The 24,297-nt window shown below is 71.9% G+C and carries 22 protein-coding genes, 1 tRNA gene and 3 pseudogenes; 17 read left to right on the plus strand and 9 right to left on the minus strand.

Translation table 11 applies throughout. From position 1 onward, the window contains the following. Positions 1-132: 132 nt before the first annotated feature. Positions 133-2,055: an ABC transporter ATP-binding protein gene (locus tag ACWD26_RS31820; RefSeq protein WP_451275417.1), complete on the minus strand. Its 1,923-nt coding sequence runs from the start codon at positions 2,053-2,055 to the stop codon at positions 133-135. A 394-nt stretch (positions 2,056-2,449) separates the two neighbouring features. Between ACWD26_RS31820 and ACWD26_RS31825 the strand changes: the two genes are divergently transcribed. Together ACWD26_RS31825 and ACWD26_RS31830 are read left to right on the plus strand one after the other, a co-directional pair. Further along, on the plus strand, positions 2,450-3,031 hold the full coding sequence (locus ACWD26_RS31825) for a DUF488 domain-containing protein (protein WP_451275418.1): 582 nt from the start codon (positions 2,450-2,452) through the stop codon (positions 3,029-3,031). Positions 3,032-3,127: 96 nt separating this feature from the next. Beyond that, positions 3,128-3,514: pseudogene (locus tag ACWD26_RS31830) on the plus strand (alpha-L-fucosidase); the annotation flags it as partial. A 498-nt stretch (positions 3,515-4,012) separates the two neighbouring features. Here the strand turns inward: ACWD26_RS31830 and ACWD26_RS31835 are convergent. Continuing rightward, a tRNA-Pro gene (locus ACWD26_RS31835) sits at positions 4,013-4,086 on the minus strand. Positions 4,087-4,185: 99 nt separating this feature from the next. On the opposite strand from ACWD26_RS31835, the gene ACWD26_RS31840 reads away from it, so the two are divergent. Continuing rightward, on the plus strand, positions 4,186-4,704 hold the full coding sequence (locus tag ACWD26_RS31840) for a DUF309 domain-containing protein (protein WP_451275419.1): 519 nt from the start codon (positions 4,186-4,188) through the stop codon (positions 4,702-4,704). A gap of 298 nt (positions 4,705-5,002) precedes the next feature. After that, positions 5,003-7,094: pseudogene (locus ACWD26_RS31845) on the plus strand (MDR family MFS transporter). Here ACWD26_RS31845 and ACWD26_RS31850 read toward each other — a convergent pair. Beyond that, entirely contained in the window at positions 7,080-7,853 is a 774-nt protein-coding gene (locus ACWD26_RS31850; RefSeq protein WP_451275420.1) for a sulfite exporter TauE/SafE family protein, read from the minus strand. The pseudogene ACWD26_RS31845 and the gene ACWD26_RS31850 sit on opposite strands and share 15 nt — an antisense overlap. 176 nt (positions 7,854-8,029) lie before the next feature. Here ACWD26_RS31850 and ACWD26_RS31855 point away from each other — a divergent pair, with 176 nt between their 5' ends. The 4 genes from ACWD26_RS31855 to ACWD26_RS31870 all read left to right on the plus strand — a co-directional run bounded on the left by ACWD26_RS31855 (position 8,030) and on the right by ACWD26_RS31870 (position 10,200). Next, positions 8,030-8,839, plus strand: coding sequence for an alpha/beta hydrolase (locus tag ACWD26_RS31855; protein WP_451275421.1), 810 nt, complete (start codon positions 8,030-8,032; stop codon positions 8,837-8,839). 202 nt (positions 8,840-9,041) lie between these two features. Continuing rightward, complete coding sequence (locus tag ACWD26_RS31860) at positions 9,042-9,317, plus strand: WhiB family transcriptional regulator (RefSeq protein WP_451275422.1); 276 nt, start codon at positions 9,042-9,044, stop codon at positions 9,315-9,317. 13 nt (positions 9,318-9,330) lie between these two features. Continuing rightward, on the plus strand, positions 9,331-9,813 hold the full coding sequence (locus ACWD26_RS31865) for a Dps family protein (protein ID WP_451275423.1): 483 nt from the start codon (positions 9,331-9,333) through the stop codon (positions 9,811-9,813). Between the two features lie 51 nt (positions 9,814-9,864). Next, complete coding sequence (locus ACWD26_RS31870; protein ID WP_451275424.1) at positions 9,865-10,200, plus strand: DUF3140 domain-containing protein; 336 nt, start codon at positions 9,865-9,867, stop codon at positions 10,198-10,200. Between the two features lie 14 nt (positions 10,201-10,214). Here the strand turns inward: ACWD26_RS31870 and ACWD26_RS31875 are convergent, their stop codons facing one another. The 4 genes from ACWD26_RS31875 to ACWD26_RS31890 all read right to left on the minus strand — a co-directional run bounded on the left by ACWD26_RS31875 (position 10,215) and on the right by ACWD26_RS31890 (position 15,122). Then, positions 10,215-11,576, minus strand: a complete 1,362-nt coding sequence (locus ACWD26_RS31875; protein WP_451275425.1) for an amidohydrolase family protein — start codon at positions 11,574-11,576, stop codon at positions 10,215-10,217. A 38-nt stretch (positions 11,577-11,614) separates the two neighbouring features. Continuing rightward, positions 11,615-11,851, minus strand: a complete 237-nt coding sequence (locus tag ACWD26_RS31880) for a hypothetical protein (protein WP_451275426.1) — start codon at positions 11,849-11,851, stop codon at positions 11,615-11,617. Positions 11,852-12,003: 152 nt separating this feature from the next. Continuing rightward, positions 12,004-12,918, minus strand: coding sequence for a glutathione S-transferase C-terminal domain-containing protein (locus tag ACWD26_RS31885; protein WP_451275427.1), 915 nt, complete (start codon positions 12,916-12,918; stop codon positions 12,004-12,006). 371 nt (positions 12,919-13,289) lie between these two features. Further along, positions 13,290-15,122: a glycoside hydrolase family 15 protein gene (locus ACWD26_RS31890; protein WP_451275428.1), complete on the minus strand. Its 1,833-nt coding sequence runs from the start codon at positions 15,120-15,122 to the stop codon at positions 13,290-13,292. Positions 15,123-15,518: 396 nt separating this feature from the next. Between ACWD26_RS31890 and ACWD26_RS31895 the strand changes: the two genes are divergently transcribed. After that, positions 15,519-15,785 (plus strand): hypothetical protein, encoded by a 267-nt coding sequence (locus tag ACWD26_RS31895; RefSeq protein WP_451275429.1) that lies wholly within the window; start codon positions 15,519-15,521, stop codon positions 15,783-15,785. A 43-nt stretch (positions 15,786-15,828) separates the two neighbouring features. Further along, positions 15,829-16,038 (plus strand): annotated as a pseudogene (locus ACWD26_RS31900) (SDR family NAD(P)-dependent oxidoreductase); the annotation flags it as partial. Here the strand turns inward: ACWD26_RS31900 and ACWD26_RS31905 are convergent. Both ACWD26_RS31905 and ACWD26_RS31910 read right to left on the minus strand, forming a co-directional pair. Beyond that, complete coding sequence (locus ACWD26_RS31905) at positions 15,954-16,145, minus strand: hypothetical protein (protein ID WP_451275501.1); 192 nt, start codon at positions 16,143-16,145, stop codon at positions 15,954-15,956. The pseudogene ACWD26_RS31900 and the gene ACWD26_RS31905 overlap by 85 nt on opposite strands. A gap of 276 nt (positions 16,146-16,421) precedes the next feature. After that, on the minus strand, positions 16,422-17,411 hold the full coding sequence (locus ACWD26_RS31910; RefSeq protein WP_451275430.1) for a formylglycine-generating enzyme family protein: 990 nt from the start codon (positions 17,409-17,411) through the stop codon (positions 16,422-16,424). Positions 17,412-17,542: 131 nt separating this feature from the next. Between ACWD26_RS31910 and ACWD26_RS31915 the strand changes: the two genes are divergently transcribed. From ACWD26_RS31915 to ACWD26_RS31945, 7 genes are all read left to right on the plus strand, one after another. After that, the gene (locus ACWD26_RS31915) at positions 17,543-18,721 is read left to right on the plus strand and encodes an NAD(P)/FAD-dependent oxidoreductase (RefSeq protein WP_451275431.1); all 1,179 of its coding nucleotides are present in this window, start codon (positions 17,543-17,545) and stop codon (positions 18,719-18,721) included. Continuing rightward, positions 18,718-19,038, plus strand: coding sequence for a (2Fe-2S)-binding protein (locus tag ACWD26_RS31920; protein WP_451275432.1), 321 nt, complete (start codon positions 18,718-18,720; stop codon positions 19,036-19,038). Before ACWD26_RS31915 ends, ACWD26_RS31920 begins: the two co-directional genes overlap by 4 nt. A 457-nt stretch (positions 19,039-19,495) precedes the next feature. After that, the gene (locus ACWD26_RS31925) at positions 19,496-20,899 is read left to right on the plus strand and encodes an FAD/NAD(P)-dependent oxidoreductase (protein WP_451275494.1); all 1,404 of its coding nucleotides are present in this window, start codon (positions 19,496-19,498) and stop codon (positions 20,897-20,899) included. 74 nt (positions 20,900-20,973) lie between these two features. Continuing rightward, positions 20,974-21,888 carry a dihydrodipicolinate synthase family protein gene (locus ACWD26_RS31930; protein WP_451275433.1) on the plus strand — a complete coding sequence of 305 codons (915 nt, stop codon included), beginning with the start codon at positions 20,974-20,976 and terminating at the stop codon, positions 21,886-21,888. A 24-nt stretch (positions 21,889-21,912) separates the two neighbouring features. Next, complete coding sequence (locus ACWD26_RS31935) at positions 21,913-22,914, plus strand: proline racemase family protein (protein WP_451275434.1); 1,002 nt, start codon at positions 21,913-21,915, stop codon at positions 22,912-22,914. Between the two features lie 32 nt (positions 22,915-22,946). Next, entirely contained in the window at positions 22,947-23,618 is a 672-nt protein-coding gene (locus ACWD26_RS31940) for a GntR family transcriptional regulator (protein ID WP_451275435.1), read from the plus strand. A 133-nt stretch (positions 23,619-23,751) separates the two neighbouring features. Continuing rightward, positions 23,752-24,279: an NUDIX hydrolase family protein gene (locus ACWD26_RS31945; RefSeq protein ID WP_451275495.1), complete on the plus strand. Its 528-nt coding sequence runs from the start codon at positions 23,752-23,754 to the stop codon at positions 24,277-24,279. The last annotated feature ends 18 nt before the right edge of the window (positions 24,280-24,297 follow it).

Genomic DNA, 24,297 nt, shown 5'->3' on the forward strand with positions numbered 1-24,297 from the left:
TCCCGGACCGCCTCAGCCGGTCCGGGAGCAGCGGTGGTTTTCCCCCGGCGCTTCGCGGTGTCCGCACGCGACGGACGTATCCGTATCAGCGTGACGCCGCCGACGGTCGAGGATGTCCAAGAACCGACTCGGTCACGTGGACCCGGTGCTCGTACGAGCGTGCGACGAGGTCGTCCTGCGGTCCCCGTCCGGCGCCGGGTCTGCCGGTCCGGGCAGCCCGCTGGGACCTGCTTGGGGGACCGGGCATCCGAGGGCCGACTCGGTGCTCTCGCCGAGGAAGCCTCCCGACTGGTGCTGCCACAGCTTGGCGTAGGCACCGTCCGCCGCGAGCAGCTCCTCGTGGCTGCCCTGCTCGACGACGCTTCCGTGGTCGAGGACGACGAGACGGTCCATGCCGGCGACCGTGCTCAGACGGTGGGCGACCACGAGGGCCGTACGTCCGTCCATCAGCCGCCACAGGGCGTCCTGTACGAGGAGTTCGCTCTCCGAGTCCAGCGCGCTGGTCGCCTCGTCGAGCAGCAGGATCGGGGCGTCGCGCAGAATGGCCCTGGCGAGGGCGACGCGCTGGCGCTGCCCGCCCGAGAGTTTCACTCCCCGCTCCCCCACCAGAGTGCCGAAGCCGTCGGGGAGTTGGCCGGCGAACTCCGTGACGTGGGCGGCCGCGGCCGCCGCGTGGATCTCCTCGTCGGTGGCGCCGGGCCGGGCGAAGGCGATGTTGTCCCGCAGGCTCCGGTGGAACATGGCGGGTTCCTGTGGGACGTAGGCGATCAGGGAGCGCAGGTCGGTCTGGCGCAGCCGGCTGATGTCCTGCCCGCCGATGAGGATGCGTCCGGCGTCGATGTCCGACATCCGCAGCAGGAGCCGGGTGAGTGTGGTCTTGCCGCCGCCGGATCTGCCGACCAGACCGATCCGTGCGCCTGCGGGCACGTCCAGGTCGAGGCCCCGGAAAATCGGCTTCGCGCCCGCGTGGGCGAAGGTCACCGCATCGAAGCGGATGCCGGTGTCCTTCGGTGCGAGCGGTTCGGGTTCCGTCGGGTCGAGCACGGTGGGCGGGTCCAGCAGCAGCTCGGTGAACTGCGCGGCCTCGGTCATCGAGCTTTCCAGACGCCGGTAGATCTGGTTGAACTCGAACATGATCTGGGTCGCGTTGGAGTAGTAGGTGAAAGCGACGACGACCTCCTCGACTCCCTGGCCCGAGCCACCGAAGGCGATGGCGACCAACAGCCCCAGCACGTTGGTCAGCACGGACATGGGGGCGATCAGGGTGTCGACGCGCAGATTGCCGTAGTCCCACGACCTCAGCGTCAGGCGCCGGGAGTCCGCGACACGGCTGCGGTGTTCGTCGGCCTCCCGCCGCTCGGCCGCGAACGCCCGGATGGTCTCCATGTTCACGAGGCTGTCGGCGACGTGGCCGGAGACCCGGGCGATCGCCGCCTCACGGTCGTTGACGAGCCTCTGCCGACGACGGATCAGCGGGGTCGCGGCCACCACGGTCAGCGTGATCATCACCAGAAGGCCGGCGACGAGCATCGGTTCGTAGCTCCACAGCACCACGGCACCGAACACGAGGGGGACGAGACTGCCCACGATCCGGTACGTCACCGTGTCGACGAAGTCCTCGAAGCGCTTGCCGAAGCTGAGCACCCGTTTGGTCAGGGAGCCGGCGAAGTTGTCGTGGAAGAACGCCGCGTCCTTGGCGAGGAGTTCGTCCATGCCGCTCACGTACAGGTGCTCCATGCCGAGGGCGTCCACACGGTTCAGGCAGTGCTGCCCGATTCGCCAGACGACCTCGGCGAGCAGCAGCGTCACGCCGAAGCCCAGCACGTACGGCAGCGCCGAAGCGAGGGAGAGACCGCTGTCGTCGGCGGCCTGTCCCGCCAGTTTGGCGATCAGGAGGGGGGCGACGTAGCGGATGCCGATGTTGCCCACGGCCGGAAGCAGCAGCGCGGGCAGGGCCAGCAGTCGTAGTCGCAGCAGTTCCCTGCCGTAGCGGCGCAGCGCCAGAACGACCGCGCTCCTGCCCGGCGTCGGCCCACGTGTATCTTTTGTCCCCATCACACTCCCGGAGGTTCGGAAGCCGGAATTGTCCCGTCAGGGGAGCTTCTCAGTCCAGGCATTTACCGCGGACAGGCGAGAACCGGACACCGCTGCGTACGGGGGACGCAGCGGACGTATCCAGTGGTGAGCTTGCGGTAGTTGGCGTGGCCGTCGTCATGGTTCAGGGCCCAGCGCATGGCGGGGTCGGGGTGGGAGACACCGGCCGTCCAGTGCGAGCGTCCTTCTTGGTCGCCGGAAGGCGGCGGGATCGACGGCGGGGTCCCTCGGATGCCGTCGACCGTCGGGTGACCGGGGGACCCGGCCGCCGCGCCATCCGCGCCCTGCTCGCCGCCGGGACCCGCTGACCACACGTCCGCGTGCCGTCGGGGCCGGAAGCTGCTGCACTCGATGTATGGACCCCGAACCGACCGAAGCTCCAGACAGGTTCCCCGCGCCCGGTCCGGAGCTGGTCACCTTGGGTCACAGCACCGCGGAGCGGGGAACGCTGGCCAGGCTCCTCCGGGAAGCCGGCATTGCGGCCGTCGTGGACGTCAGGACCGCGCCCGGCAGCCGCCGCGACCCGGATCTCTCACGGCAGCGCCTGGCCCGGTGGCTGCCCGAAGAGGGCATCGCCTACCGCTGGGAGAAGCGCCTCGGCGGCTTCAGGAAAGCGCCGCCGGACTCACCCGACACCGTATGGCGCAACGCGTCCTTCCGTGGCTACGCCGCTCACACCCGCAGCCCGGATTTCGTCACGGCGATGGACGAGGTCGTACGTCAAACGGTGGACCAGCGCACCGCGGTGATGTGCAGCGAGGCGGTGTGGTGGCGATGCCACCGGCGCCTCATCGCCGACTTCGCCGTCCTGGCCCGCGGCATGAGCGTCCGCCACCTGATGCACGACGGACGCCTCACGCCGCACACTCCGACACCAGGCGTGCGCCTTCGTGGCGACGGCCTTCTTGTGTATGACGCCCGTGCCGAACCACCGTGACGGGAGGGGAAGCCGGCCCGCGTCGACGTTTGCCGAGGGTGTGGTCCGGCGGCTGCAGGGGACGCCACCCGCCGGACCTCGGCGCGTCGCCAGACGGTGCGGCGCTGGAACTGCTGTACACCGTGCTCACCGCCCCGCCACCACGACGGCTTCGCGCTGTGGCCCTCCACCCACCCGAACGGCTGGCACGCCGGGCAGGCCCCGCTGCAGAAGGGCTTCATCGGCCCGTACGTCACCGCCGTACGCGACGCCGGGTTGAAGGTAGGCCTGTACTTCTCGCCCCTGAGCTGGCGCTACCCGGGATACTACGACGTCCACGGCACCAACTGCCCGGAGAACGCCTGGGGTTACACCACCGATCCCGCGCACAAGGAGAACACGGGGATAATGAAGAACGAGGTGTACCAGCGGGTCAAGGAGCTGGTCACCCAGTACAAAAAGATCGACGACATCTGGTGGGACGGCGGCTGGCTGGGCCAGCAGGGCTCCGATGCGGACGCCGCGTTCTTCTGGGAGCCGGGCAAGTTCCGCGACCCGTCCAACGAGTGGCCGGTGGACGCCGCCTACAGCGACACCGACCCCGCCACCGGCAAGCCCCTGGACCTGACCAGCCTGGTGCGCAAGCACCAGCCCGACGCCGTCACCACTCTGCGCTCCGGCTGGATCGGCGACTTCGCCGGCGAGGAAGGCCCCTCCGTCCCGAGCGGCCCCGACCGCACCGGCGCGGTCCCCAGCGCCCAGCAGTCCCTGGTCCGGCAGATCGGTTCGTTCCTGGCCGCGTGCGGGGAGGCCGCAACCGCGACAGCGGGCTCGTCATCGCGAACGCGTTCGATCGACCGGGTCAGGAAGCCACCCGTCGCGGTTTCGGGCTTCTCCGCACGTGACGTCGTAGTCGGTCCATGTCCGTGGGGGATGCCCAGCATGAGCAAGGGGCCGCTTCGGAGTAATCCGAAGCGGCCCCTGACCTGCGACTCTTTCAAGTCGGGACGACAGGATTTGAACCTGCGACCCCTTGACCCCCAGTCAAGTGCGCTACCAAGCTGCGCCACGTCCCGGTGCGCTGTCAGCGGTGAACCGCGTGATCGCGCAGTGAGAACTTTACCGTACGTCGGCCACTGCCCCGCAGCCGGTGAGGGGCGCGGGACAATCGGGGCATGAACGGGACATCGGAGAGCGGGTCAGCGCGAGGGCGGGACCGGGACGAGGAGGGGCGGGCGCGCAGTGCGCGGCCCCGGGACGGGCTGGGGCGGCCGCTGCCGTACGGGGCTCCGGGTGTGGAGCGGCAGCCGGAGGGGGTGGTACGGGCCCCCGAGGAGACGGTCGTCGAGGCGCAGGCGCTGTTGGACGCGGGGAAGCCGTTCCACGCGCACGAGGTCTTCGAGGACGCGTGGAAGTCCGGGCCGGAGGAGGAGCGTGCCCTGTGGCGGGGGCTGGCCCAGCTCGCGGTGGGGCTCACGCACTCGGCGCGGGGGAACGTCAAGGGCGGGGCGCTGTTGCTGCGGCGCGGGGCCAGGGCCGTCGAGGAGTGGGGGGCCGCTCATGGGCGGGGGCGCCCCTACGGGGTCGATCTGGCCGGGGTGGGGGCCTGGGCCCGGGAGCTGGCCGACGTGGTGGAGAAGGAAGGGCACGCGGTCGACGCGGGGGCGTGGGCGCCCCGGTTGCGCGGCGACTAGGAGAGGGGTGGGAGGTGCGGTGCGTCGGCCTGTGCGGGTTGTTCGGCGGTGGGGGCTGACGCGCGGTTCCCCGCGCCCCCGGAGACAAGGACCGGGCCCTGCGGGCCGAAAAGCAAGGGGCGCGGCCCCTGCTTCAGGGCGCGGGGAACTGCGCGAGCGACGACGACCCTCCCGCACCCGCCGGCGCAACCCCGGCCCCCACCCCGGAAGGCGCACCCGAGGTCCACGGGTCGGACAGCCACACCCTCCCGGCTCGGCTCCGCATGCAGGGGCCCGGGCCGGATGTGATCGTGACCGTGTGACGACCACCCAAGACGCCGTCGCGCCGACCGCGCAGGCGCCCGTGCTGAGCAGGCGGCAGCGCAACGTCGTCTTCGTGACGATCATGCTGGGGATGCTGCTGGCGGCCCTCGAGCAGACCATCGTGGGGACGGCTCTGCCGACGATCGTGTCGGACCTGGGCGGTGCGGAGCACATGTCGTGGGTGGTGACGGCGTATCTGCTGGCGGAGACGGTGTCGACGGCTCTGGTGGGGAAGTTCGGCGACCTGTTCGGCCGGAAGGTCGTCTTCCAGGTGTCGGCGGTCGTCTTCATCACGGGGTCGTTCCTGTGCGGTCTCGCCTCGAACATGACACTGCTGATCGTGTGGCGGGGTCTGCAGGGCGTCGGCGCGGGCGGGCTGATGGTCACCGCGATGGCGCTGATCGCGGATGTGATCCCGCTGCGGGAGCGCGGGAAGTACCAGGGCGCGATCGGGGCGGTGTTCGGCGTGGCGACCGTGATCGGACCGCTGCTCGGCGGTCTGTTCACCGACCATCTGACCTGGCGCTGGTGCTTCTACGTCAACGTTCCCATCGCGATCCTCGTGGTCGTGGCCGCCGCCCGCACCATCCCGGTGGTGAAGTCGGCCTCCCGTCCCGTCATCGACTACCTGGGCATCGGGTTCGTCGCGGCGGGCGCGAGCGCGCTGATCCTGGCGACGAGCTGGGGCGGGAACGAGTACGCGTGGGGCTCCGGGGTCATCATCGGGCTGTTCGTGGGAGGAGCGGTCGCGCTCGGGCTGTTCTGCTGGGTGGAGACCCGCGCGGCCGAGCCGATGCTGCCGATGCGGCTGTTCCGCAACCCGGTCTTCTCGGTCTGCTCGATCCTCAGCTTCATCGTCGGCTTCGCGATGCTCGGCGCGTTGACCTATCTGCCGAGCTATCTGCAGTACGTCGACGGCGGCTCGGCCACCGTCTCCGGCGTCCGTACGCTGCCCATGGTCATCGGGCTGCTCATCGCCTCCGTGGCGAGCGGCAACGTGGTCGGCAAGACCGGCCACTACCGTCTCTTCCCGCTGGTCGGCGCGCTCGTGATGGGCGTGGGCCTGTATCTGCTGTCCCGCATGGAACCGGGCACGAACGCGTGTTCTGGAGTCGCTGTACATGTTCGTGCTCGGCACGGGGATCGGCCTGTGCATGCAGGTGCTGACGATCGCCGTGCAGAACACGGTCGAGTACACCGACCTGGGCACCGCGACCTCGGGCGTCACCTTCTTCCGTACGCTGGGCAGCTCGTTCGGCACGGCGGTGTTCGGCACGATCTACGCCAACACGCTCACTCCGAAGCTGTCCGTCGCCGTCGAGGAGGCGGCGCGTACGGGTGCGGCGGACCTGGCGACGATCGCGAAGGCCGCGGAGAGCCCGGAGGGGTTGCACCGTCTGCCCGCGCGGGCCGCGGAACCGATCGTCGAGGCGTACTCCGAGACGCTCCGGACCGTGTTCCTGTGGACCGTGCCGGTCGCGGTCGTCGGGTTCCTGGTGGCGCTCTTCCTCAAGCAGGTGCGGCTGCGTGACAGCGCGCGGGCGGGTTCGTCGGACATGGGCGAGCAGTTCGCGCGGCCGCTCGCCGGTGACTCGCAGCGGCTGCTGGAGGCGGCCGTGGGGAAGATCATCGGCGGTACGGAGCTGGAGACCGCCCGCCGGATCGTCACCGGGTCCGACACCCGCCTCGACATCGCGGGTGCCTGGGCGGTCATGCAGGTGGAGCTGTTCACCCGGATGGTCGGGCACGCCAACCTGACGCTGATCGCCGCCCGCCGTCACATGCCGCCGGAGGTCCTGGTGCCGGTCTTCGACCGCATGGTCGAGGAGGGTTATCTGACGCGGGACGGCACGCTCTTCTCCCACACCGAGGCCGGTGCCCGCGAGGCCCGGGTCATCAGCGGGGCCTGGGGCGACTGGCTCCGGCAGCGCCTGGAGAAGGACTACGGCCGGCCCGCCGACGCGGATCTGCGGGCCGCCGTCGACACCATCGCCAAGCGTCTGCTGAGGGAGGACCTGTCCCGCGGACTGTCCACACGGACAGCGGAGTTGGTGCCGTCCGGGGCGAGTGGCTCAGCGGAGCAGTAGTTGCAGACCGCCCACGATCGTCGCCGCGATCACCAGCTGTTCGAAGAGCTTCTGGTTGATGCGGTTCACCGCCCACTTGCCGAGGAAGGCGCCCGGGACGACGAACAGGGCGAGTGCGGCGTCCAGCAGCAGGGAGTGGGCGTCGATGAGGCCGAGGCCCACGCTGAAGGGGACCTTGGAGACGTTGACGATGAGGAAGAAGAAGGCCGACGTGCCGAGGAAGCCGAACTTCCGGAAGCCCGCCGAGAGCAGGTACATGGACATCACGGGGCCGCCGGCGTTGGCGACCATGGTGGTGAAGCCGCCGAGGACGCCGTACGAGCGGGCCTTGACGCGGCCGGAACGGGTCGTGATCGCGTCGGGTTCGTCGTCCTTGTCGACCGTGCGGCGGCGCCAGATCGTGACGGCCGTCATCAGCAGCAGGATCGCGCCGATGGACGTGCGGACGATCTGGTCGTCGGCCCGGATCAGGAACAGCGTGCCGAGGACGACGCCGGCGCCGACCGCCGGGAAGAGCTTCCACAGGGTGGGCCAGTGGGCGTGCCGGCGGTAGGTGAGCACCGCGAGGACGTCCCCGACGATGAGGATCGGCAGGAGGACGCCGGTCGAGGCGCGGGCGGGCAGGACCGCCGCGAAGATCGCGAGGCTGACCGTGTTGGCGCCGCTCACGGCGGTCTTCGAGAAGCCGACGAGCAGGGCGGCGAAGGCGAGGGCCGCGAACTCGGCCGTGGACAGGTGCCAGAGAGTCATCGTGTTCATGCGGGGTCCGATGCTATGCGCACGTTATCGGGCCGCGACAGAACCGTCTCGCCAGTCGACCCCGCCGCGGCCTCACCGCTGTCCGGTTCGGCTTGGACTCCGGTCGGCCCATGGACCAACGTACGGCGGGCTGGCAAGATCGCCCGGGTACCTTCGCCGACGTAGTTGGAGGAGACATGGCCGACTCCCGCGAGCACAGCTTCGCCGGTACGCGGGGTGGTGTCACCGCACGGGAGTGGCCGTGCGAGGGGGCGCGGTACGTGGTGCTCCTGGTGCACGGCTACGGGGAACACATCGGCCGGTACGAACACGTGGCGGACGCCCTGGTCGAGCACGGCGCGGCGGTGTTCGGTCCCGATCACATGGGGCACGGCAGGTCGGCGGGCGAACGGGTGCTGATCGAGGACTTCGAGGACGTCGTCACCGATGTGCGCACCGTGGAGACGGCGGCCCGGGCCGCCTGTCCGGGTCTGCCGGTGGTGCTGATCGGCCACTCCATGGGTGGTCTGATCGCCGCGCGGTACGCCCAGCGGTACGGCGCCGGGCTCACCGCGGTCGTGCTGTCGGGCCCGGTGATCGGTATCTGGGAGCCGCTGCGGGTGCTGCTCGCACCGCCGGAGGTGCCCGACGTCCCGCTCGACCCGAAGCTGCTCTCGCGGGACATGGCGGTCGGTGCCACGTACGCGAGCGATCCGCTGGTGTGGCACGGCCCGTTCAAGCGGCCGACTCTGGAGGCGTTCCACCGCACCCTGGAGACGGTCTCGAAGAGCGGGTCCGTCGGCCCGCTTCCGCTGCTGTGGCTGCACGGCGACGACGACGGGATCGTGCCGTTGCCCGGCAGCCGTACGGGGGTCGAGGAGTTGCGCGGCACCGACTGGGCCGAGCGCATCTATCCGGGCGCCCGGCACGAGGTGTTCAACGAGACGAACAAGGGCGAAGTGCTCGCGGATGTCAAGGAGTTCGTGGACGACGTGCTGGGACGCTGAGGCCGCCGGGCCCCAACCCGCCGCACGCGGCCGTCGTACCCCTGTTGGCCCGCACGCGGCGTCCGTCGTACCCCCTGTTGGCCGCACGCGGCGTCCTTCCTACCCGTGTTGGCCGCCCGCGCGTCGCGGCTCCGGAAGGGTCGGTTCCACGCACGCCCGGATGCCGCGTTTTCCCCCATCCGTCCTGGGCACCCGGCCCCGCATGGAGTGGTTGCGGAGAGCGGCCTGCGTGGGAGAGGACCCCGAACTGTTCTTCCCCGTGGGCACCACAGGACCGGCGCTCGACGACGTCGTCGCCGCCAAGCGCGTCTGCGCCCGCTGCCCGGTGCGCCGCGAGTGCCTGAACTGGGCGCTCGGCAACGGGCAGACGGCCGGCGTGTGGGGCGGCATGGGCGAGGAGGAACGCACCGACCTGCTCCGCAGGGCGGGGAGCGCCGACGCCGCCCGGCACGCGGTGTTCGCCGGTACGAAACGATGAGGAGTAACACAATATGACGATGGTGAGGAGCACACTGCCCGAGCCCGCCCGCCGGGTCGCGGGCGACGCACTGCAGGAGAGCCTGGTGGACCTGCTCGGGCTCTCGCTGATCGGGAAGCAGGCCCACTGGAACATCGTGGGCCCGAGGTTCCGTTCGATCCACCTCCAGCTCGACGAGGTGGTGTCCACGGCACGGTCGTACGCCGATCAGGTCGCGGAACGCGCGGCGGCGCTCGGGGTCGCCCCGGACGGACGGCCCGAGACGGTGGCGACGCGGTTCGCCCTGCAGGGGCCGAAGGACGGCTGGCTGCGGGACGACGACGTCGTACGGCTGCTGGTGGAGGCGCTGGAGACGGCGATCGGGCGGCTGCGTGAGCGTATCGACGCCACGGAGGAGGCCGACAAGGTCACGCAGGACCTGCTGATCTCGCTCACCTACGAGCTGGAGAAGCAGCGTTGGATGTTCGAGGCCGAGAACTGGCCGCGCGAGGACTGACGGCACGTCCGCGCGGCCCGCACGAAGACCCCGTATGGGAAGAGGCACCCGATGACGACCGACGCCCTCGAACTCGACGCGCTCTGGGACGAGTTCCACCGCGTGGTGAACATGACCTCGCAGGAGCTGGCGGCCTGGCTGAAGACCAGGTACGCCGGTGAGGAGACGGAGCCGCTGCCGGAGCACCAGGGCTCGCCCACCGGGCAGCACGTCCTGGCGATCCTGCAGAAACGGCGCACGGACCTCACGGACGACGACGTGCGGATCATGTACAAGGTCGTCGACACGGTCACCGAGCGGCAGGACCCGGAGCACGCTGATGCGGACGGTACGCACCGCCGGCATCAGCTGATGACGCTGGGCCACGATCCGTTGAGGGCGTCGTAGGCGGGGTCCTCACGTCATGTGTCCCGGCTCCTCGCCTCGACAGCCGCGACGAGCCGGTCCCTGGACTCCTCCACCAGACGACGGGCCCGGCCGGTGTCGGCGAGGAGCCGGCCGTCGCGCTTGCGGATCTCGCCGTCGACGATGACGGTGTCGACGTTGGAGACGTCCGCGCTCAGGGTCACGGCGGCGGCCACGTCGTGCACGGGCGCCATGTTGAGGGCCGTAGCGTCGAGGGCGACGATGTCGGCCCGCTTCCCTGGGGTGAGCGAGCCGGTACGGTCCTCGACGCCGGCCACATGGGCTCCGTTGAGCGTGGCGATCCCCAGCATCTGACGCGCCGTCAACATGCTTGACGGAACGGGCAGGTTGGCCTGCCAGCAGTCGGCGTTGACCCTGGCCCGTTCGGCGCCGAAGGCCGCCCGGATCTGGGTGAACATGTCGCCGGGCACGGTGGTGACGACGTCGACGCTCAGGGACGGCCGCAGCCCGTGCTCGATGGCCTGCATCACGGGCGGCCAGCCGTGCCCCATCTGGGTCTCCACCTGGGCGGCGATGGACACCGTGCCGCCGCTGTCGGCCACCATCCGCCACTCGTCCTCGCTGAGGTAGCAGCAGTGGACGTACGTCGTGTCGGGGCCGAGCAGGCCCAGCTCGTGCAGCTGCCTGACCATGCCGAAGCGACCGGCCAGGCGGCCCATGGCGACATGCACGGTGAGGGGGATGCCTAGCTCCCGGGCGAGTCCCCACTCCCGGGTGACCACCTCGTTCGTACAGAAGCCGGGTCCGCGCGTGGCCAGGGCCATGGTCAGCAGGCCGTCGTCGGAGGCGAAGTGCCGGTCGCGGATCCGGCGTACGTCGTCGCCAGGTACCGCGATCTTGCTGTCGAACCAGTAGTCGGCGAGGGAGGTGTTGGCGCTGCCGTAGGCGTACTGGGCGCGGATGCCTGTCTCCGCCAGCGCCTGGATCGCGGCATCCGGGTGCTCGGGGGTGTTGTTGATGTGGGACCAGTCGACCAGGGTGGTGATGCCCGCGTTGAGGCACTCCAGCGTGCCGGCGAGGTTGGCCGCGTACACGTCCTCGGGGGTGTAGACGGGCGCGTAGGTGTCGAGGACGTCGACGAAGTAGTCGTCGAGGGTGGCGTCGGGGGCGCAGCCGCGGAGGGACGCCTCCCAGGTGTGGCGGTGGGTGTCGACGAAGCCGGGCATGACGATGCGGCCGGCCATGTCGAGCACCTCGGCGTCCACGTCCGCGTCGATCGTGCGCTCGACCGCCGTGATCGTGCCGTCCTCGATGAGGACGTCGCCCTCGGGCAGGTCGCCGATGGCCGGATCCATCGAGACGACATGGCCCGAGCGCAGGAGCATCCGTTTGGTCATCGCCGTTCCTCCCGGGGGGGTCTGCGTGAAGCTGACGGTCAGTCAGTATGCGCCGAGGTCCCGGACCGTCCTCGTGACTCGGCCGAGGATGGGACGGCCTGCTTCTCCAGGGTGTCGGCGAAGTCGAAGGTGAGGACGGCTGCGAGGGAGGAGCCGTGCGGTGTGGTGCGCGGGCGGGCCGGGCGCTCCCCGCGCGACCGGTGCGGATCCCCGCGCTCTGCCCAGTCGACGGCGTTGGGCCCCAATGCGCGGATCGCCACGACGACCACCCCCATCCTCCGGAGTGAACGACCGCGCGGAGGGGCTGTCAAGTGGTGCCCCGGAGTCCGGCTACGAGCGCTCACGCGCCGACGAGCGGGCCGGGCGGAGGGGACGGGTGCCGTCTGCGCCGGAGAGGGCGTTCCGAGGGAGGATGCCGGGCTCCTGGTCAGTCCCGCGCCTGGGCCGTCTGCTCGTCCGCCGATACGGCCCTGTCGGGGACGTGGGCGGCCCAGTCCAGGATCTGCACGGCCGCGCCCGCCGCCTCCAGGCCCTGGCAGTGGGCGTGATGGCGGCGGGCGATGCCGTCGAGGTCGAGGTGAGGGCCGAAGGCGGGGTGGGCGGCCAGGCGGCGGGCGTACGCCCACAGGTGCGGGTGGTCGGCGAGATGGTGCACGGCGGAGGCGTCCAGGTGCCAGCGGTGCACGGTGTCGAGCCGTACCAGGGCGACCCACAACTCGACGTCGCCGGCGGTGAGTTCGTCGCCGAGGACGTACTCCTGCCCGGCGAGCCGGGTGTCCAGTGAGCGCAGGGTGCGCAGCAGCGAGCCGAGTGCGTCACGGCGCTCGGAGTCGTCGGCGTCGGCGCGTCCGGCGCGTTGCGCGGTGCCGTCGATGCCCTGTTCACAGAGGCGTGCGACGCCCTCGATCTCGGCCTCCTTGCCCTCCGGATACAGCTCGGGGCGGCCACCGCCGAAGCGCCGGGCGAGGTCGCGCGTGATGTCGGGGGCGTGGGTGCTGACGATGCGTCCGGACCAGTCGTCGCTGAGGACCGGTGCCACGGCCGCTCCGGAGTAGCGGTGCGCGCTCGCCTCGTACAGCGGGCGGAGCGCGGAGTGCTCACCGCCGGGGCCGTCGGGCACGGCGGGCAGGAGCGTCACGGGGCAGATGTCCGCCAGGCCGAGGAGGCTGTGGACGACGGCGATGCGCAGGGCGCCCGGACAGGACAGCGACAGATGGAGCCGGTAGCGGCGCGGCACGGCGTAGTGGCCGCTGCGCGCGTCGCAGCCGATCCGGCCCCGGAAGGCGGGGAGGGGCCGCGGCGACGGGACGGCGCGGAGGGCGTGGACGGGCATGGCGGACATGTGTCTCCCCGGGGGTACTGGTGCGCGGTGACGCGGCTGCGCGCTGACGCGGCCGCGTGGTGACGTGAGGGCGCAGAGGTGCGGGCACGCGGCGGCGCGCCACGCCGACGGCTCAGCTCAGGGGACTTCCGGCGCTGCAGACGCGCAGCAGGTCGATGTGACGGCGGGAGGTGAGCAGGAGGCGCTGCCCCGCCCGTCCCAGGCGTCGCCCGGCGGCACGCCGGCGTGTGCGCGGCACACGCGTGACCACCGGCTCCAGGCGCCCCATCGTTCCCTACCTGTTCACTAGGAAATATCTCTCGTGAGTGTCGATCGAGGTCCGGTCCGCGTCAAGGGGGTGTCCACGGAGTGAGGACACCGGGGAGCCGCGGTCACTCGCGGAGTGTCCCGGGCAGCGCCCCCGGGTCGCCGCGGCGGGCGTCGAAGGCGTGGCGGTCGAGCTCGTAGGCGACCCGGACGAGGGGGACGTGCGTGAACGCCTGCGGGAAGTTGCCCAGTTGGCGGCGGGTGCGGGGGTCGTACTCCTCGGCGAGCAGTCCGACGTCGTTGCGCAGTTCCAGCAGCCGCTCGTACAGGGCGCGGGCCTCGTCCTCGCGGCCGATCGCACGCAGGGCGTCCGCGAGCCAGAAGGAGCAGGCGAGGAAGGCTCCCTCGCCGCCGGGGAGGCCGTCCGGGGAGTCGGCGGTACCCGCCGAGTAACGGGCCACGAGCCCGTCGGTGAGCAGTTCGCGCCGCACGGCCTCGATGGTGCCGATCACCCGCGGGTCGTCCGGCGGCAGGAACCCTGTCTGCGGGATCTGCAACAGCGCGGCGTCGAGTTCACGGGAGCCGTACGACTGGGTGAAGGTGCCCCGTCGTGGATCGAAGGCCTTCTCGCAGACCTCGCGGTGGATACGGTCGCGGACCGCGCGCCACCTCTCCACCGGCCCGGGACGGGCGTGCGCCTCGGCCAGCCGGACCGCCCGGTCGAAGGCGACCCAGCACATCACCTTGGAGTGCGTGTAGTGGCGTGGGGCGCCGCGCATCTCCCACAGCCCCTGGTCGGGCTCGACCCACACCCGCTCCAGGTGTTCGAGGAAGACCGCCTGCAGCGAGACCAGGTGCCGGCGCGGGCGCAGTCCGCAGCCGATGGCCAGATGGACGGCGTCCATCACCTCGCCGGGCACGTCGAGCTGCCGCTGGCCGGCGGCGGCGTTGCCGATCCGCACCGGACGCGAACCCTCGTAGCCCGGCAGCCAGTCGGCCTCCCACTCGGTGAGCCGCCGCTCCCCCGCGATGCCATACATGATCTGTACGTCCTCGGGCCGCCCCGCCACCGCCCGCTCCAGCCAGCTTCGCCAGGCGTCGGCCTCGGCGGTGAACCCGCTGCGCAGCAGTGCCTCCAGGGTCATGCCCGCGTCCCGCAGCCAGCAGAAGCGGTAGTCCCAGTTCCGCACTCCGCCGATCTCCTCGGGGAGCGAGGTCGTCGGGGCGGCGACGATGCCGCCGGTCGGCTGGTACGTCAGCGCCTTGAGGGTGATCAGGGAGCGGGCGACGGCGTCGCGGTACGGCCCGTCGTACGTCAGCCTGCGCAGCCAGCGCCGCCAGTACGCCTCCGTGGTGCGCAGCGCCTCGAACGCGTCCACCTGTTCCGGTGCGGGCAGGTGGGAGGGGTGCCAGGTCAGCACGAAGGGGATGCGTTCGCCCGCCGTGACCGGGAAGACGGCGGTGTGGGCGGTGCCGTGGGCGACCGGCCGCACGGGGGTGCGCAGCCACACCGACTCGGGTCCCGCGATGCCCGTCAGCTGCCCGTCCCGGCGCCGCATCCAGGGCAGCACCCGGCCGTAGTCGAAGCGCAGCCGCAGGTCCATGCGCATGTCGACGGTGCCGGAGAGGCCTTCGACGATGCGTACGACGCAGGGGGAGCCCTTGCGGCAGGGCATGAAGTCGGTGACCAGGACCTGCCCTTGGGCCGTCTCCCACTCCGTCTCCAGGACCAGCGTGTCGTCCCGGTAGCGGCGGCGGGCGTACGGACCGTCCTCCTCGGCCGGGGCGATGCGCCAGCGGCCGTTGTCCTCGTCGCCGAGGAGGGCGGCGAAGCAGGCGGGTGAGTCGAAGCGGGGGAGGCAGAGCCAGTCGACGCTGCCGTCCTTGCCGACGAGGGCGGCGGTGAGGAGGTCGCCGATGAGGGCGTAGTCCTCGATGCGGCCGGGCTGTCCTGGCATGGGGCCAGTTTCGGGGGGTCGGGGGGTGGAGGCATGCGGGGTGGGGCGTTCGAGTTGCCGACGTGGGGCTTCGGCGGTTCGACGTATGCGGGTCGTATGCGGGTCGTATGCGGGTCGTATTGCGCGTCATATGCGGGTCGCATGGAGGACTGCTCAGGGGCAACCCCGGTACTCGGCCGAGAGGGTGACCAGGCGAACCGGCGGGCGGAGGTCAGGAGGGGTGGCGGTCGCGGTTCTTCATCTCCCTGATGGCCGCGGTCAACGAAACGGTAAGGACCGCTCTCTCGCACGGTTCGAAGCTGCTCACGGCGCACGGTCATCCGGGACCGAGACGACGACCTTGTTCCGACGGCTCAACTGCGACATCGGTGAACGCCTCACGGAAAGGACCGGCTCTTGAAAGCCTCGGAGATTTCCCCGACCGAGCGGATCCGCCTCCTCGCGGACATCCTCTCCGGCAGGCTCACGGCAGGCGACGCCGCTCGCCGCAACGGCCTCCCGGTGCGGGTCGTCCAGCAGTGGCTGCGGGAGATCCCGGTGGCCGCGCCGGCCGACCGGGCGGCCCGAGCGGCCGGCGACCCGGCACCCGCACGAGCGGGACGGCGCCCGTTGCCCCGGTGCCGGGTCGTCGTCGACGAGATGGTGCAGGGGCTCGGGCTCTGACGTCCGGGGAGTCCTCGACCTGCCCGACGACGTCTTCCGCCAGATGATCGAGGTCGACTACTTCGGCACGCTGTACGCCGTGCGGGCCGTCGCCCCCGGCATGGTGGAGCGCGGACGCGGCAGTGTCGTGGCGGTGTCGTCCGCCGCCGGGCTGCTCGGCATCTTCGGTTACAGCGCGTACGGGCCGGCCAAGTTCGCCGTAGGCGGGCTGATGGAGTCGGTGCGGGCCGAGCTCACCCCGCGCGGGGTGCACGTCGGAGTCGTGTTCCCGCCGGACGTGGACACTCCGCAGCTCGTGGAGGAGAACCGGTGGAAGCCGGAGGAGACCCGCGTCGTCGGCGGCACGATCAAGCCGCTCACGCGGAGAAGGTCGCGTCGGCGATCGTCAGGGGCTTCGACCAGCGGCGTTTCACGATCTGCCCGGACATGGGCACCCGGGCGCCGGCCCGCTTCGGCGGTGTGCTCATGCCTCTGCTCAACCGCGAGTTCGACCGCCGGGTCAGGGCGGTCCGGCGGTCGAAGTCGGCCGTCTGACCGCGAGGGTCCACCGATGTGCCCCGGGCGCCCGAGCACCACGGCCCCAAGGCCCGCACCCTCCCCGGCGGCGCGGCCCGCGGTGGCCGAGCAGCCCGCGGTTCACGCCGCCGCGACCCGGAAGCCGATGTTCCCGGCGGCGCTGTCAGGTGTGTTGGAGGAGCGGGCGGCCACGCGGTAGCGGTTGCAGTAGGAGGCGTGGCACAGGTGGGAGCCGCCGCGCATCACCCGGGCCGGGCCGTCCGGCGGTCCCGTCGGGTCGGTGCGGGGCCCGGTGACGTGGAAGTCGGGACTGAACCGGTCGGCGCACCACTCCCACACGTTGCCGACCGTGTTGTACAGGCCGAAGCCGTTGGGCTCGAAGGCGTCGGCCGGGGCCGTCGAGTGGTAGCCGTCGGCGGCGGTGTTGTCGGTGGGGAAGGTGCCGCGCCAGATGTTGCAGGTGGGGCGGCCGTCGGGGGCGAGTTCGTCGCCCCAGGGGTAGCGCTTCCGCTCCAGGCCACCACGGGCCGCGTACTCCCACTCGGCCTCGGTGGGGAGCCGGGTGCCCGACCAGGCGCAGTAGGCCTGCGCGTCGTTCCAGGAGACGTGCACCACCGGGTGGTCGAGGATCGCGTCGGCGGAGGACCCGGGCCCCTCCGGCTGCCGCCAGGTGGCGCCTCGCACCCCGCGCCACCACGGGGTGCCGGGCACGCGCGGGGAGACGGCGCGCAGGTCGACCGGGAGGAACCCCTCGAAGACGAAGGAGAAGTCGAAGTGTTCGGACTCGGTCACATAGCCGGTCGCGTCCACGAAGGTCGCGAACTGTTCGTTGGTGACGGTCGTCGCGGCGATACGGAACGGACTCAGCTCGACCTCGCGGACGGGCCCTTCGCCGTCGCTCGGGTAACCGGCCTCGTCCTCGGTGCCCATCAGGAACACCCCGCCGGGCAGCGCGCGCAACCGGTCGGCGCCCCGCGCCGCCGGGGGCTCGACTTCGGCCGGGGACTCGACTTCGGCCGAGGACTCGGCCGGGGACTCGCCCAACGGCACAGCGAGCGGCCCGGCCAGCGGCTCCCGGCCGGGAGTGCAGCAGGGCCTGTCGTGTGACATCGCGCCGTCCTCGGGAAGGAGGGTGGTGGGGAGGTGGTGGAGTCTGCAGAGTAGCCCGCTGCTCCCCCGGACTCCCCCGGACTCCCTGCGGGGCTGTTCCACGACCTAGGGCCATGTGACATAGTACTGGCGTGACCGAGCGACTGACCTGCGACGTCGTGGTTGTCGGAGCGGGAATGGTGGGTGCGGCCTGCGCCCTGTACGCGGCCCGGGCGGGTCTGAGCGTCGCCGTGGTCGACCGCGGGCCGGTGGCCGGCGGCACCACCGGCGCCGGCGAGGGCAACCTCCTGGTCTCCGACAAGGAGCCAGGGCCCGAGCTCGAACTCGCCCTGCTCTCCAACCGCTTGTGGTCGGAGCTGGCCGCCGAACCGGGCCTGGGCAAGGCGTTCGAGTACGAACCGAAGGGCGGGGTCGTCGTCGCCTCCGCGCCGGAAGGACTCGCCGCGCTGGAGGTGTTCGCCGCCGGGCAGCGCGCCGCCGGCGTCGAGGCGGTGCCGGTGTCCGCGCGGCAACTACCGGACCTGGAACCGCACTTGGCGCCCGGGCTCGCGGGCGGCGTGTGCTACCCGCAGGACGCCCAGGTCATGCCCACCCTCGCCGCCGCCCATCTCGTACGGGCCTCCGGCGCCCGGTTGTTCACCGGCCGGACCGTGACCGAGGTGCTGCGCACGCCGGGCGGTGCCGTACGCGGAGTGCGGACCGACCGGGGCGACGTCCACGCACCGGCGGTCGTGAACGCCGCCGGGACCTGGGGCGGCGAACTGGCCGCGCTCGCCGGGGTCGCCCTCCCCGTCCTCCCCCGGCGCGGTTTCGTCCTCGTCACCGAACCGCTGCCGCCCATGGTGCGGCACAAGGTGTACGCCGCCGACTACGTGGCCGACGTGGCCAGCGACTCGGCGGCGCTCCAGACCTCCCCGGTCGTCGAGGGCACGGCCGCCGGGCCGGTGCTGATCGGTGCGAGCCGGGAGCGCGTGGGCTTCGACCGGTCGTTCTCACTGCCCGTCGTACGGGCGCTCGCGGCGGGCGCGACGCGGTTGTTCCCGTTCCTGGGGCGGGTGCGCGCGATGCGGACGTACGTCGGTTTCCGGCCGTACATGCCCGACCATCTGCCGGCGATCGGGCCGGACCCCCGGGTGCCGGGGCTGTTCCACGCCTGCGGCCACGAGGGCGCCGGGATCGGGCTCGCCACCGGCACCGGGCAGCTGATCGCCCAGGTACTCAGGGGCAGGACACCTGATCTGGACCTCACGCCGTTCCGCCCGGACCGGTTCGACGAGGACGAAGACGAGCACGAGGGGGACGCGACATGAACCCGCTGGAACTGGCGGAGGCGGCACCGGGGCCCGCCTTCACCGTCACGTTCGACGGCCGTGAGATCGACGCGCTGCCCGGTCAGACGGTCGCGGGCGCGCTCTGGGCCGCCGGGGTCACGTCCTGGCGCACCACCCGGGGCGAGGGCCGGCCACGTGGGATCTTCTGCGGCATCGGAGTCTGCTTCGACTGCCTGATCACCGTCAACGACCGCCCCAACCAACGGGCTTGCCTGCTGCCGGTCCGACCGGGAGACACGATCCGCACCCAGGAGGGGACGGGCCGCACCCAGGAGGGGACGGGCCATGAACACTGACCCCCGGGCATGGACGGCAGGCACGAGCGATGAGGCGGGCCACAGCGGTACGGCGGGCCCCGGTGGCACGGCGGACACAGGCAGCGCGACGGGCACAGGCGGCACCGTGAACCCCGGCGGCGTGGCACCTCCCGGCGACGCGGCGAGCGACAGCGGCGCGGTGAGCGCAGGCAGCGTGGCCACCCCGAGCGACGTGGCGCCCCCGGGTGGCGCGGCGGACACAGGCGAAACAGCGGCCGTTGGCGACCCGGCGAACCCGAGCGGTACGGCCGACGCAGGGGGCACGGCGAACCCCAGCGCCCCGGCCAGCTCAGGCACACCGCACCCCGGCAACACGACAAACGCCGGTGGCCCGCCGAACCCCAGCCGCGCGGAAAGCGTCGGCGTCGGTGTCGGCGTCGGCGTCGACGTTCCTCAACGCGGGCCGGCCCGCCCCGTCCTCCCCCACCTCGCGGTCATCGGAGCCGGTCCCGCCGGTCTCGCCGCGGCGCTGGCGGCGGCCGGCCAGGGCGTGCGGGTGACGGTGGTCGACTCCGGGGAGGCGGCCGGCGGGCAGTTCTACCGGCAGCCCGCGGCCGGGCTCGGCGCGCGGCGCCCCGAGGCCCTGCACCACCAGTGGCGGACCTGGCGGCGGCTGCGCGACGGCCTCGCACGGCAGATCACCGCCGGGCGCGTCACCCATCTCCCGGACCACCACGTGTGGTCCGTCGAGCGGCGGCCGACGGGCCCCCGTCGCTTCACCGTGCACGCGCTGCTCGGCCCCGAGCAGGAGAAGCCCGTCGAGGTACGTGCGGACGCCGTCCTGCTGGCGACCGGCGGCTACGAGAAGGTGCTGCCCTTCCCCGGCTGGACCCTGCCGGGCGTGGTCACCGCCGGGGGCGCACAGGCCATGCTGAAGGGCGGGCTCGTGGTGTCCGGCCGTACGGCGGTCGTCGCCGGGACCGGCCCCCTGCTGCTCCCGGTGGCGACCGGCCTCGCGGCGGCGGGGGTCACGGTGGCCGCGTTGGTGGAGTCCGCCGACCCGAAGGCCTTGGCACGGCGGGCCGGGCCGTTGCTGGGCCGGGCGGACAAACTCGCCGAAGGGGCCGGGTACGCCGTGGAGTTGCTGCGCCGCCACGTGCGGACCCTCGTACGCCACACCGTCGTCGAGGCGCACGGCGGCGACCGGCTGGAGGCCGTGACCGTCGCCGCGCTCGACGCCGAGGGGCGGGTACGGCCCGCTACCGGGCGGCGCATCCCCTGCGACACGCTCGCCGTCGGGCACGGCATGCTCCCGCACACCGACCTCGCCGAGGCGCTCGGCTGCCGTGTCGGCCCCGACGGCATGCGCGTGTGGGTCGACGACGAGCAGCGCACCGACGTGCCGGGCGTGTGGGCGGCGGGCGAGACCACCGGCATCGGCGGCGCGGCCCTCTCCCTCGCCGAGGGGCACATCGCGGGCCGGTCGGCCGCCGCCCGGCTGCTCGGCCGCGAACCGGACCCGGACGAGTGGGCGGGGGCCGCCAAGTCCCGTGGACATCTGCGGGAGTTCTTCGATGCGCTCGACGCCGTGTTCGTACCGCCGGCGCACTGGACCGAGCAGGTCACGGACGGCACGGTCGTCTGCCGGTGCGAGGAGGTCACCGCCGGGGCGGTCCGCGAGGCCGTCGGCGAACTGGGCGCCGGGGAGGTCCGGACGGTGAAACTGCTCACCCGCGCCGGGATGGGCTGGTGCCAGGGCCGGATGTGCGGACCGGCGGTCGCTGGACTCGCCGGGTGCGCGGAGACGGCGACCCGGCGACCGTTCGCCCGGCCCGTGCCGCTCGGCGTGCTGGCCCGAGCGGGAGAGACCGAGGACGCCGAAGGGTCAGCGCCGGGGTGACCCCCGACCGGAAGCCGGCCTGCCGCCCCACCGATCGCAGTAATATGTCACACCCCATTGAGAGGGAACCCGCCATGACCACCCCGGCCACCACGACCACCACCGAGAACCACCCCTGGCGCGGCGTCCTCGTCGCCACCGCGCTCCCCCTCCGCGACGATCTCTCCGTCGACTACGACAAGTACGCCGAGCACTGCGCCTGGCTCGTCGAGAACGGCTGTGACGGCGTCGTACCGAACGGCTCGCTCGGCGAGTACCAGGTGCTGACGCCCGAGGAGCGCGTCAAGGTCGTCGAGACGGCCGTGGCCGCTATCGGTGGCGCGCGGGTGATGCCGGGGGTCGCGGCGTACGGGTCCGCCGAGTCCCGCCGCTGGGCCGAGCAGGCACGGGACGCGGGCTGCGCCTCGGTGATGCTGCTGCCGCCGAACGCGTACCGCGCCGACGAGCGGTCCGTGCTCGCGCACTACGCCGAGGTCGCGAAGGCCGGCGTCCCGGTCGTGGCGTACAACAACCCGATCGACACCAAGGTCGACCTCGTCCCCGAACTGCTCGCCAGGCTGCACGGCGAGGGGTACATCCGGGCCGTGAAGGAGTTCTCGGGGGACGTCCGCCGGGCGTACCAGCTGGCCGAACTCGCCCCGGAACTGGACCTGTTGATCGGCGCCGACGACGTGCTGCTGGAGCTGGCGCTGGCGGGCGCGAAGGGCTGGGTGGCGGGCTATCCGAACGCGCTGCCCGCCGCCACGGTGGAGCTGTACCACGCGGCGGTGGACGGCGACCTCGCGACGGCCAAGGAACTGTACGAGCAGCTGCATCCCCTGCTGCGCTGGGACTCCAAGGTCGAGTTCGTGCAGGCCATCAAGTTGTCGATGGACATCGTGGGTCGGCACGGCGGGCGCTGCCGTCCGCCTCGGGTGGAGCTGTTGCCGGAGCAGGAGGCCGTGATCCGTGCGGCCACCGAGAAGGCCGTCGCGGCCGGGCTCGCGTAGGCCGCGCGGGAAGGGAGACCGGTCATGCGCAGCAAACTCGTCCTGCACGCCGTCGACTCGCACACCGAGGGCATGCCCACCCGGGTGATCACCGGCGGGATCGGCACGATTCCCGGCGCGACCATGAACGAGCGCCGGCTGTGGTTCCGTGAACACCGCGACGACGTCAAGCAGTTGCTGATGAACGAGCCGCGCGGCCACGCGGCGATGAGTGGCGCGATCCTCCAGCCGCCGACCCGCCCCGACTGCGACTACGGGGTCGTCTACATCGAGGTGTCCGGCTATCTGCCCATGTGCGGCCACGGCACCATCGGCGTCGCGACCGTGCTCGTGGAGACCGGCATGGTCGAGGTCGTCGAGCCGGTCACCACGGTCCGCCTCGACACCCCGGCAGGTCTCGTCGTGGCCGAGGTGGCGGTGGAGGACGGCGCGGCGAAGGCGGTCACCCTGCGGAACGTGCCGTCGTTCTCGGTCGGCCTCGACCGCGAAATCGCACTCGCCGACGGGCGGACGGTGACATATGACCTCGCGTACGGCGGCAACTTCTACGCCATCCTGCCGCTGGAGCAGTTCGGGCTGCCCTTCGACCGCGACCGCAAGGACGACATCCTCAAGGCGGGCCTCGCCCTGATGGACGCCATCAACGCCGAAGGGGAGCCCGTCCACCCGGAGGACCCGTCGATCCACGGCGTCCACCACGTCCACCTCTACGCCCCCGGCGCCACCGCCCGGCACTCGCGGCACGCGATGGCCATCCACCCCGGCTGGTTCGACCGCTCGCCCTGCGGTACGGGCACCAGCGCGCGCATGGCCCAACTGCACGCGCGGGGCGAACTCCCGCTGCACACCGAGTTCGTGAACGAGTCCTTCATCGGCACGCACTTCACCGGGAGGCTGCTCGGCGAGACCGAGGTGGCCGGTGTCCCGGCCGTGCTGCCCAGCTTCACCGGCCGCGCCTGGATCACCGGCACGGCCCAGTATCTGCTCGATCCGTCCGACCCGTTCCCGTCCGGATTCGTCCTCTAGTTCATCCTTCAGTTCGTTGTCTGGAGAGTCCCATGGCCTCGTCCGCCCCCGCCCTGCCCACGCTGGGCGGCAAGAAGAGCAGCTACCGCGAGCGGGTCGCCGACGCTCTGCGGGCCGCGCTGATCGCCGGGGAGCTGCGGCCGGGCGAGGTGTACTCCGCGCCCGCGCTCGCCGCCCGCTTCGGTGTCTCCGCGACGCCGGTGCGCGAGGCCATGCTGGACCTGGCCAAGGAGGGCCTGGTCGACACCGTGCCCAACAAGGGGTTCAGGGTCACCGCGGTCACCGAGAAGCAGCTCGACGAGTACACCCACGTCCGCTCGCTCATCGAGATCCCGACCACCGTCGGGCTGGCCCGGACCGCCGACCCGGTCTCCCTGGAGGCGCTGCGACCGGCCGCCCGGGAGATCGTCGCCGCCGCGGCCGCCGGTGACCTCATCGCGTACGTCGAGGCCGACACCCGCTTCCATCTCGGTCTGCTCGCCCTCGCGGGCAACGCGCACCTCGTCGAGGTGGTCGGCGACCTGCGTAAACGAGCCCGGCTCTACGGGCTGACCGCGCTCGCCGAGTCCGGTCGGCTGCTGTCCTCGGCCCAGGAGCACCTGGAACTCCTGGACGCCCTCCTCGACCGCGACGAGGCCGCCGTACGCGCGGTGATGACCCGCCACCTCGGTCATGTCCGCGGTATGTGGGCCGCCCACGAATGATCACGGACGTCGGCATGTGATCCGCGTCGGCCGATCACGGACGGACGCATGTGATCCGCGTCGGCGGGGCAGGTGTGATCAGAGCGACGCGCACACCGAGTGACGTGGAAAGTATGATCGGCCAATGTCTGACATGACCGATACCACGCCTGGCTGGCTCCCGTCCGACGAACTCGAATCGGCGCGCGCCCGGATGCCGATCCTGTACGTCGAGGCCGTGCCCGTGCGCGTCGACGACAGCGGCGAAGTCACGAGCATCGGCCTGCTGCTGCGCATCGGCCCGGACGGAACGGTCAGCCGCAATCTGGTCTCCGGCCGCGTGATGCACCACGAGCGGGTGCGCGACGCGCTCCTGCGCCACCTGGAGAAGGACCTCGGCCCGGTCGCGCTGCCCCGCGTCCCGGCTTCCCTGCAGCCCTTCACGGTCGCCGAGTACTTCCCGACGCAGGGCATCACCCCCTTCCACGACCCGCGTCAGCACGCGGTGTCCCTCGCGTACATCGTCCCGGTGTCCGGGGACTGCCGGCCCCGGCAGGACGCGCTCGACCTGGTGTGGTTCAGCCCGCAGGAGGCTGCGTCGGCCTCCGTCCAGAGCGAGATGCCGGGCGGCCAGGGAGTCCTGCTGAAGCAGGCCCTGGCCCACGTCGGCTGTCTGTCCTAGGCGACGTAAGCGGGTTGT

This window comes from Streptomyces sp. NPDC002787 (assembly GCF_053592095.1).

Coding starts and splice junctions, on each gene's coding strand:
- ACWD26_RS31920 (WP_451275432.1), top strand. CDS start 18,718: ATGAACCCGCTGGAACTGGCGGAGGCGGCACCGGGGCCCGCCTTCACC.
- ACWD26_RS31940 (WP_451275435.1), top strand. CDS start 22,947: ATGGCCTCGTCCGCCCCCGCCCTGCCCACGCTGGGCGGCAAGAAGAGC.
- ACWD26_RS31860 (WP_451275422.1), top strand. CDS start 9,042: ATGGAGTGGTTGCGGAGAGCGGCCTGCGTGGGAGAGGACCCCGAACTG.
- ACWD26_RS31820 (WP_451275417.1), bottom strand. CDS start 2,055: ATGGGGACAAAAGATACACGTGGGCCGACGCCGGGCAGGAGCGCGGTC.
- ACWD26_RS31935 (WP_451275434.1), top strand. CDS start 21,913: ATGCGCAGCAAACTCGTCCTGCACGCCGTCGACTCGCACACCGAGGGC.
- ACWD26_RS31910 (WP_451275430.1), bottom strand. CDS start 17,411: ATGTCACACGACAGGCCCTGCTGCACTCCCGGCCGGGAGCCGCTGGCC.
- ACWD26_RS31865 (WP_451275423.1), top strand. CDS start 9,331: ATGACGATGGTGAGGAGCACACTGCCCGAGCCCGCCCGCCGGGTCGCG.
- ACWD26_RS31885 (WP_451275427.1), bottom strand. CDS start 12,918: ATGTCCGCCATGCCCGTCCACGCCCTCCGCGCCGTCCCGTCGCCGCGG.
- ACWD26_RS31825 (WP_451275418.1), top strand. CDS start 2,450: ATGGACCCCGAACCGACCGAAGCTCCAGACAGGTTCCCCGCGCCCGGT.
- ACWD26_RS31850 (WP_451275420.1), bottom strand. CDS start 7,853: ATGAACACGATGACTCTCTGGCACCTGTCCACGGCCGAGTTCGCGGCC.
- ACWD26_RS31890 (WP_451275428.1), bottom strand. CDS start 15,122: ATGCCAGGACAGCCCGGCCGCATCGAGGACTACGCCCTCATCGGCGAC.
- ACWD26_RS31875 (WP_451275425.1), bottom strand. CDS start 11,576: ATGACCAAACGGATGCTCCTGCGCTCGGGCCATGTCGTCTCGATGGAT.
- ACWD26_RS31930 (WP_451275433.1), top strand. CDS start 20,974: ATGACCACCCCGGCCACCACGACCACCACCGAGAACCACCCCTGGCGC.
- ACWD26_RS31870 (WP_451275424.1), top strand. CDS start 9,865: ATGACGACCGACGCCCTCGAACTCGACGCGCTCTGGGACGAGTTCCAC.
- ACWD26_RS31840 (WP_451275419.1), top strand. CDS start 4,186: ATGAACGGGACATCGGAGAGCGGGTCAGCGCGAGGGCGGGACCGGGAC.
- ACWD26_RS31945 (WP_451275495.1), top strand. CDS start 23,752: ATGACCGATACCACGCCTGGCTGGCTCCCGTCCGACGAACTCGAATCG.
- ACWD26_RS31855 (WP_451275421.1), top strand. CDS start 8,030: ATGGCCGACTCCCGCGAGCACAGCTTCGCCGGTACGCGGGGTGGTGTC.
- ACWD26_RS31880 (WP_451275426.1), bottom strand. CDS start 11,851: ATGGGGGTGGTCGTCGTGGCGATCCGCGCATTGGGGCCCAACGCCGTC.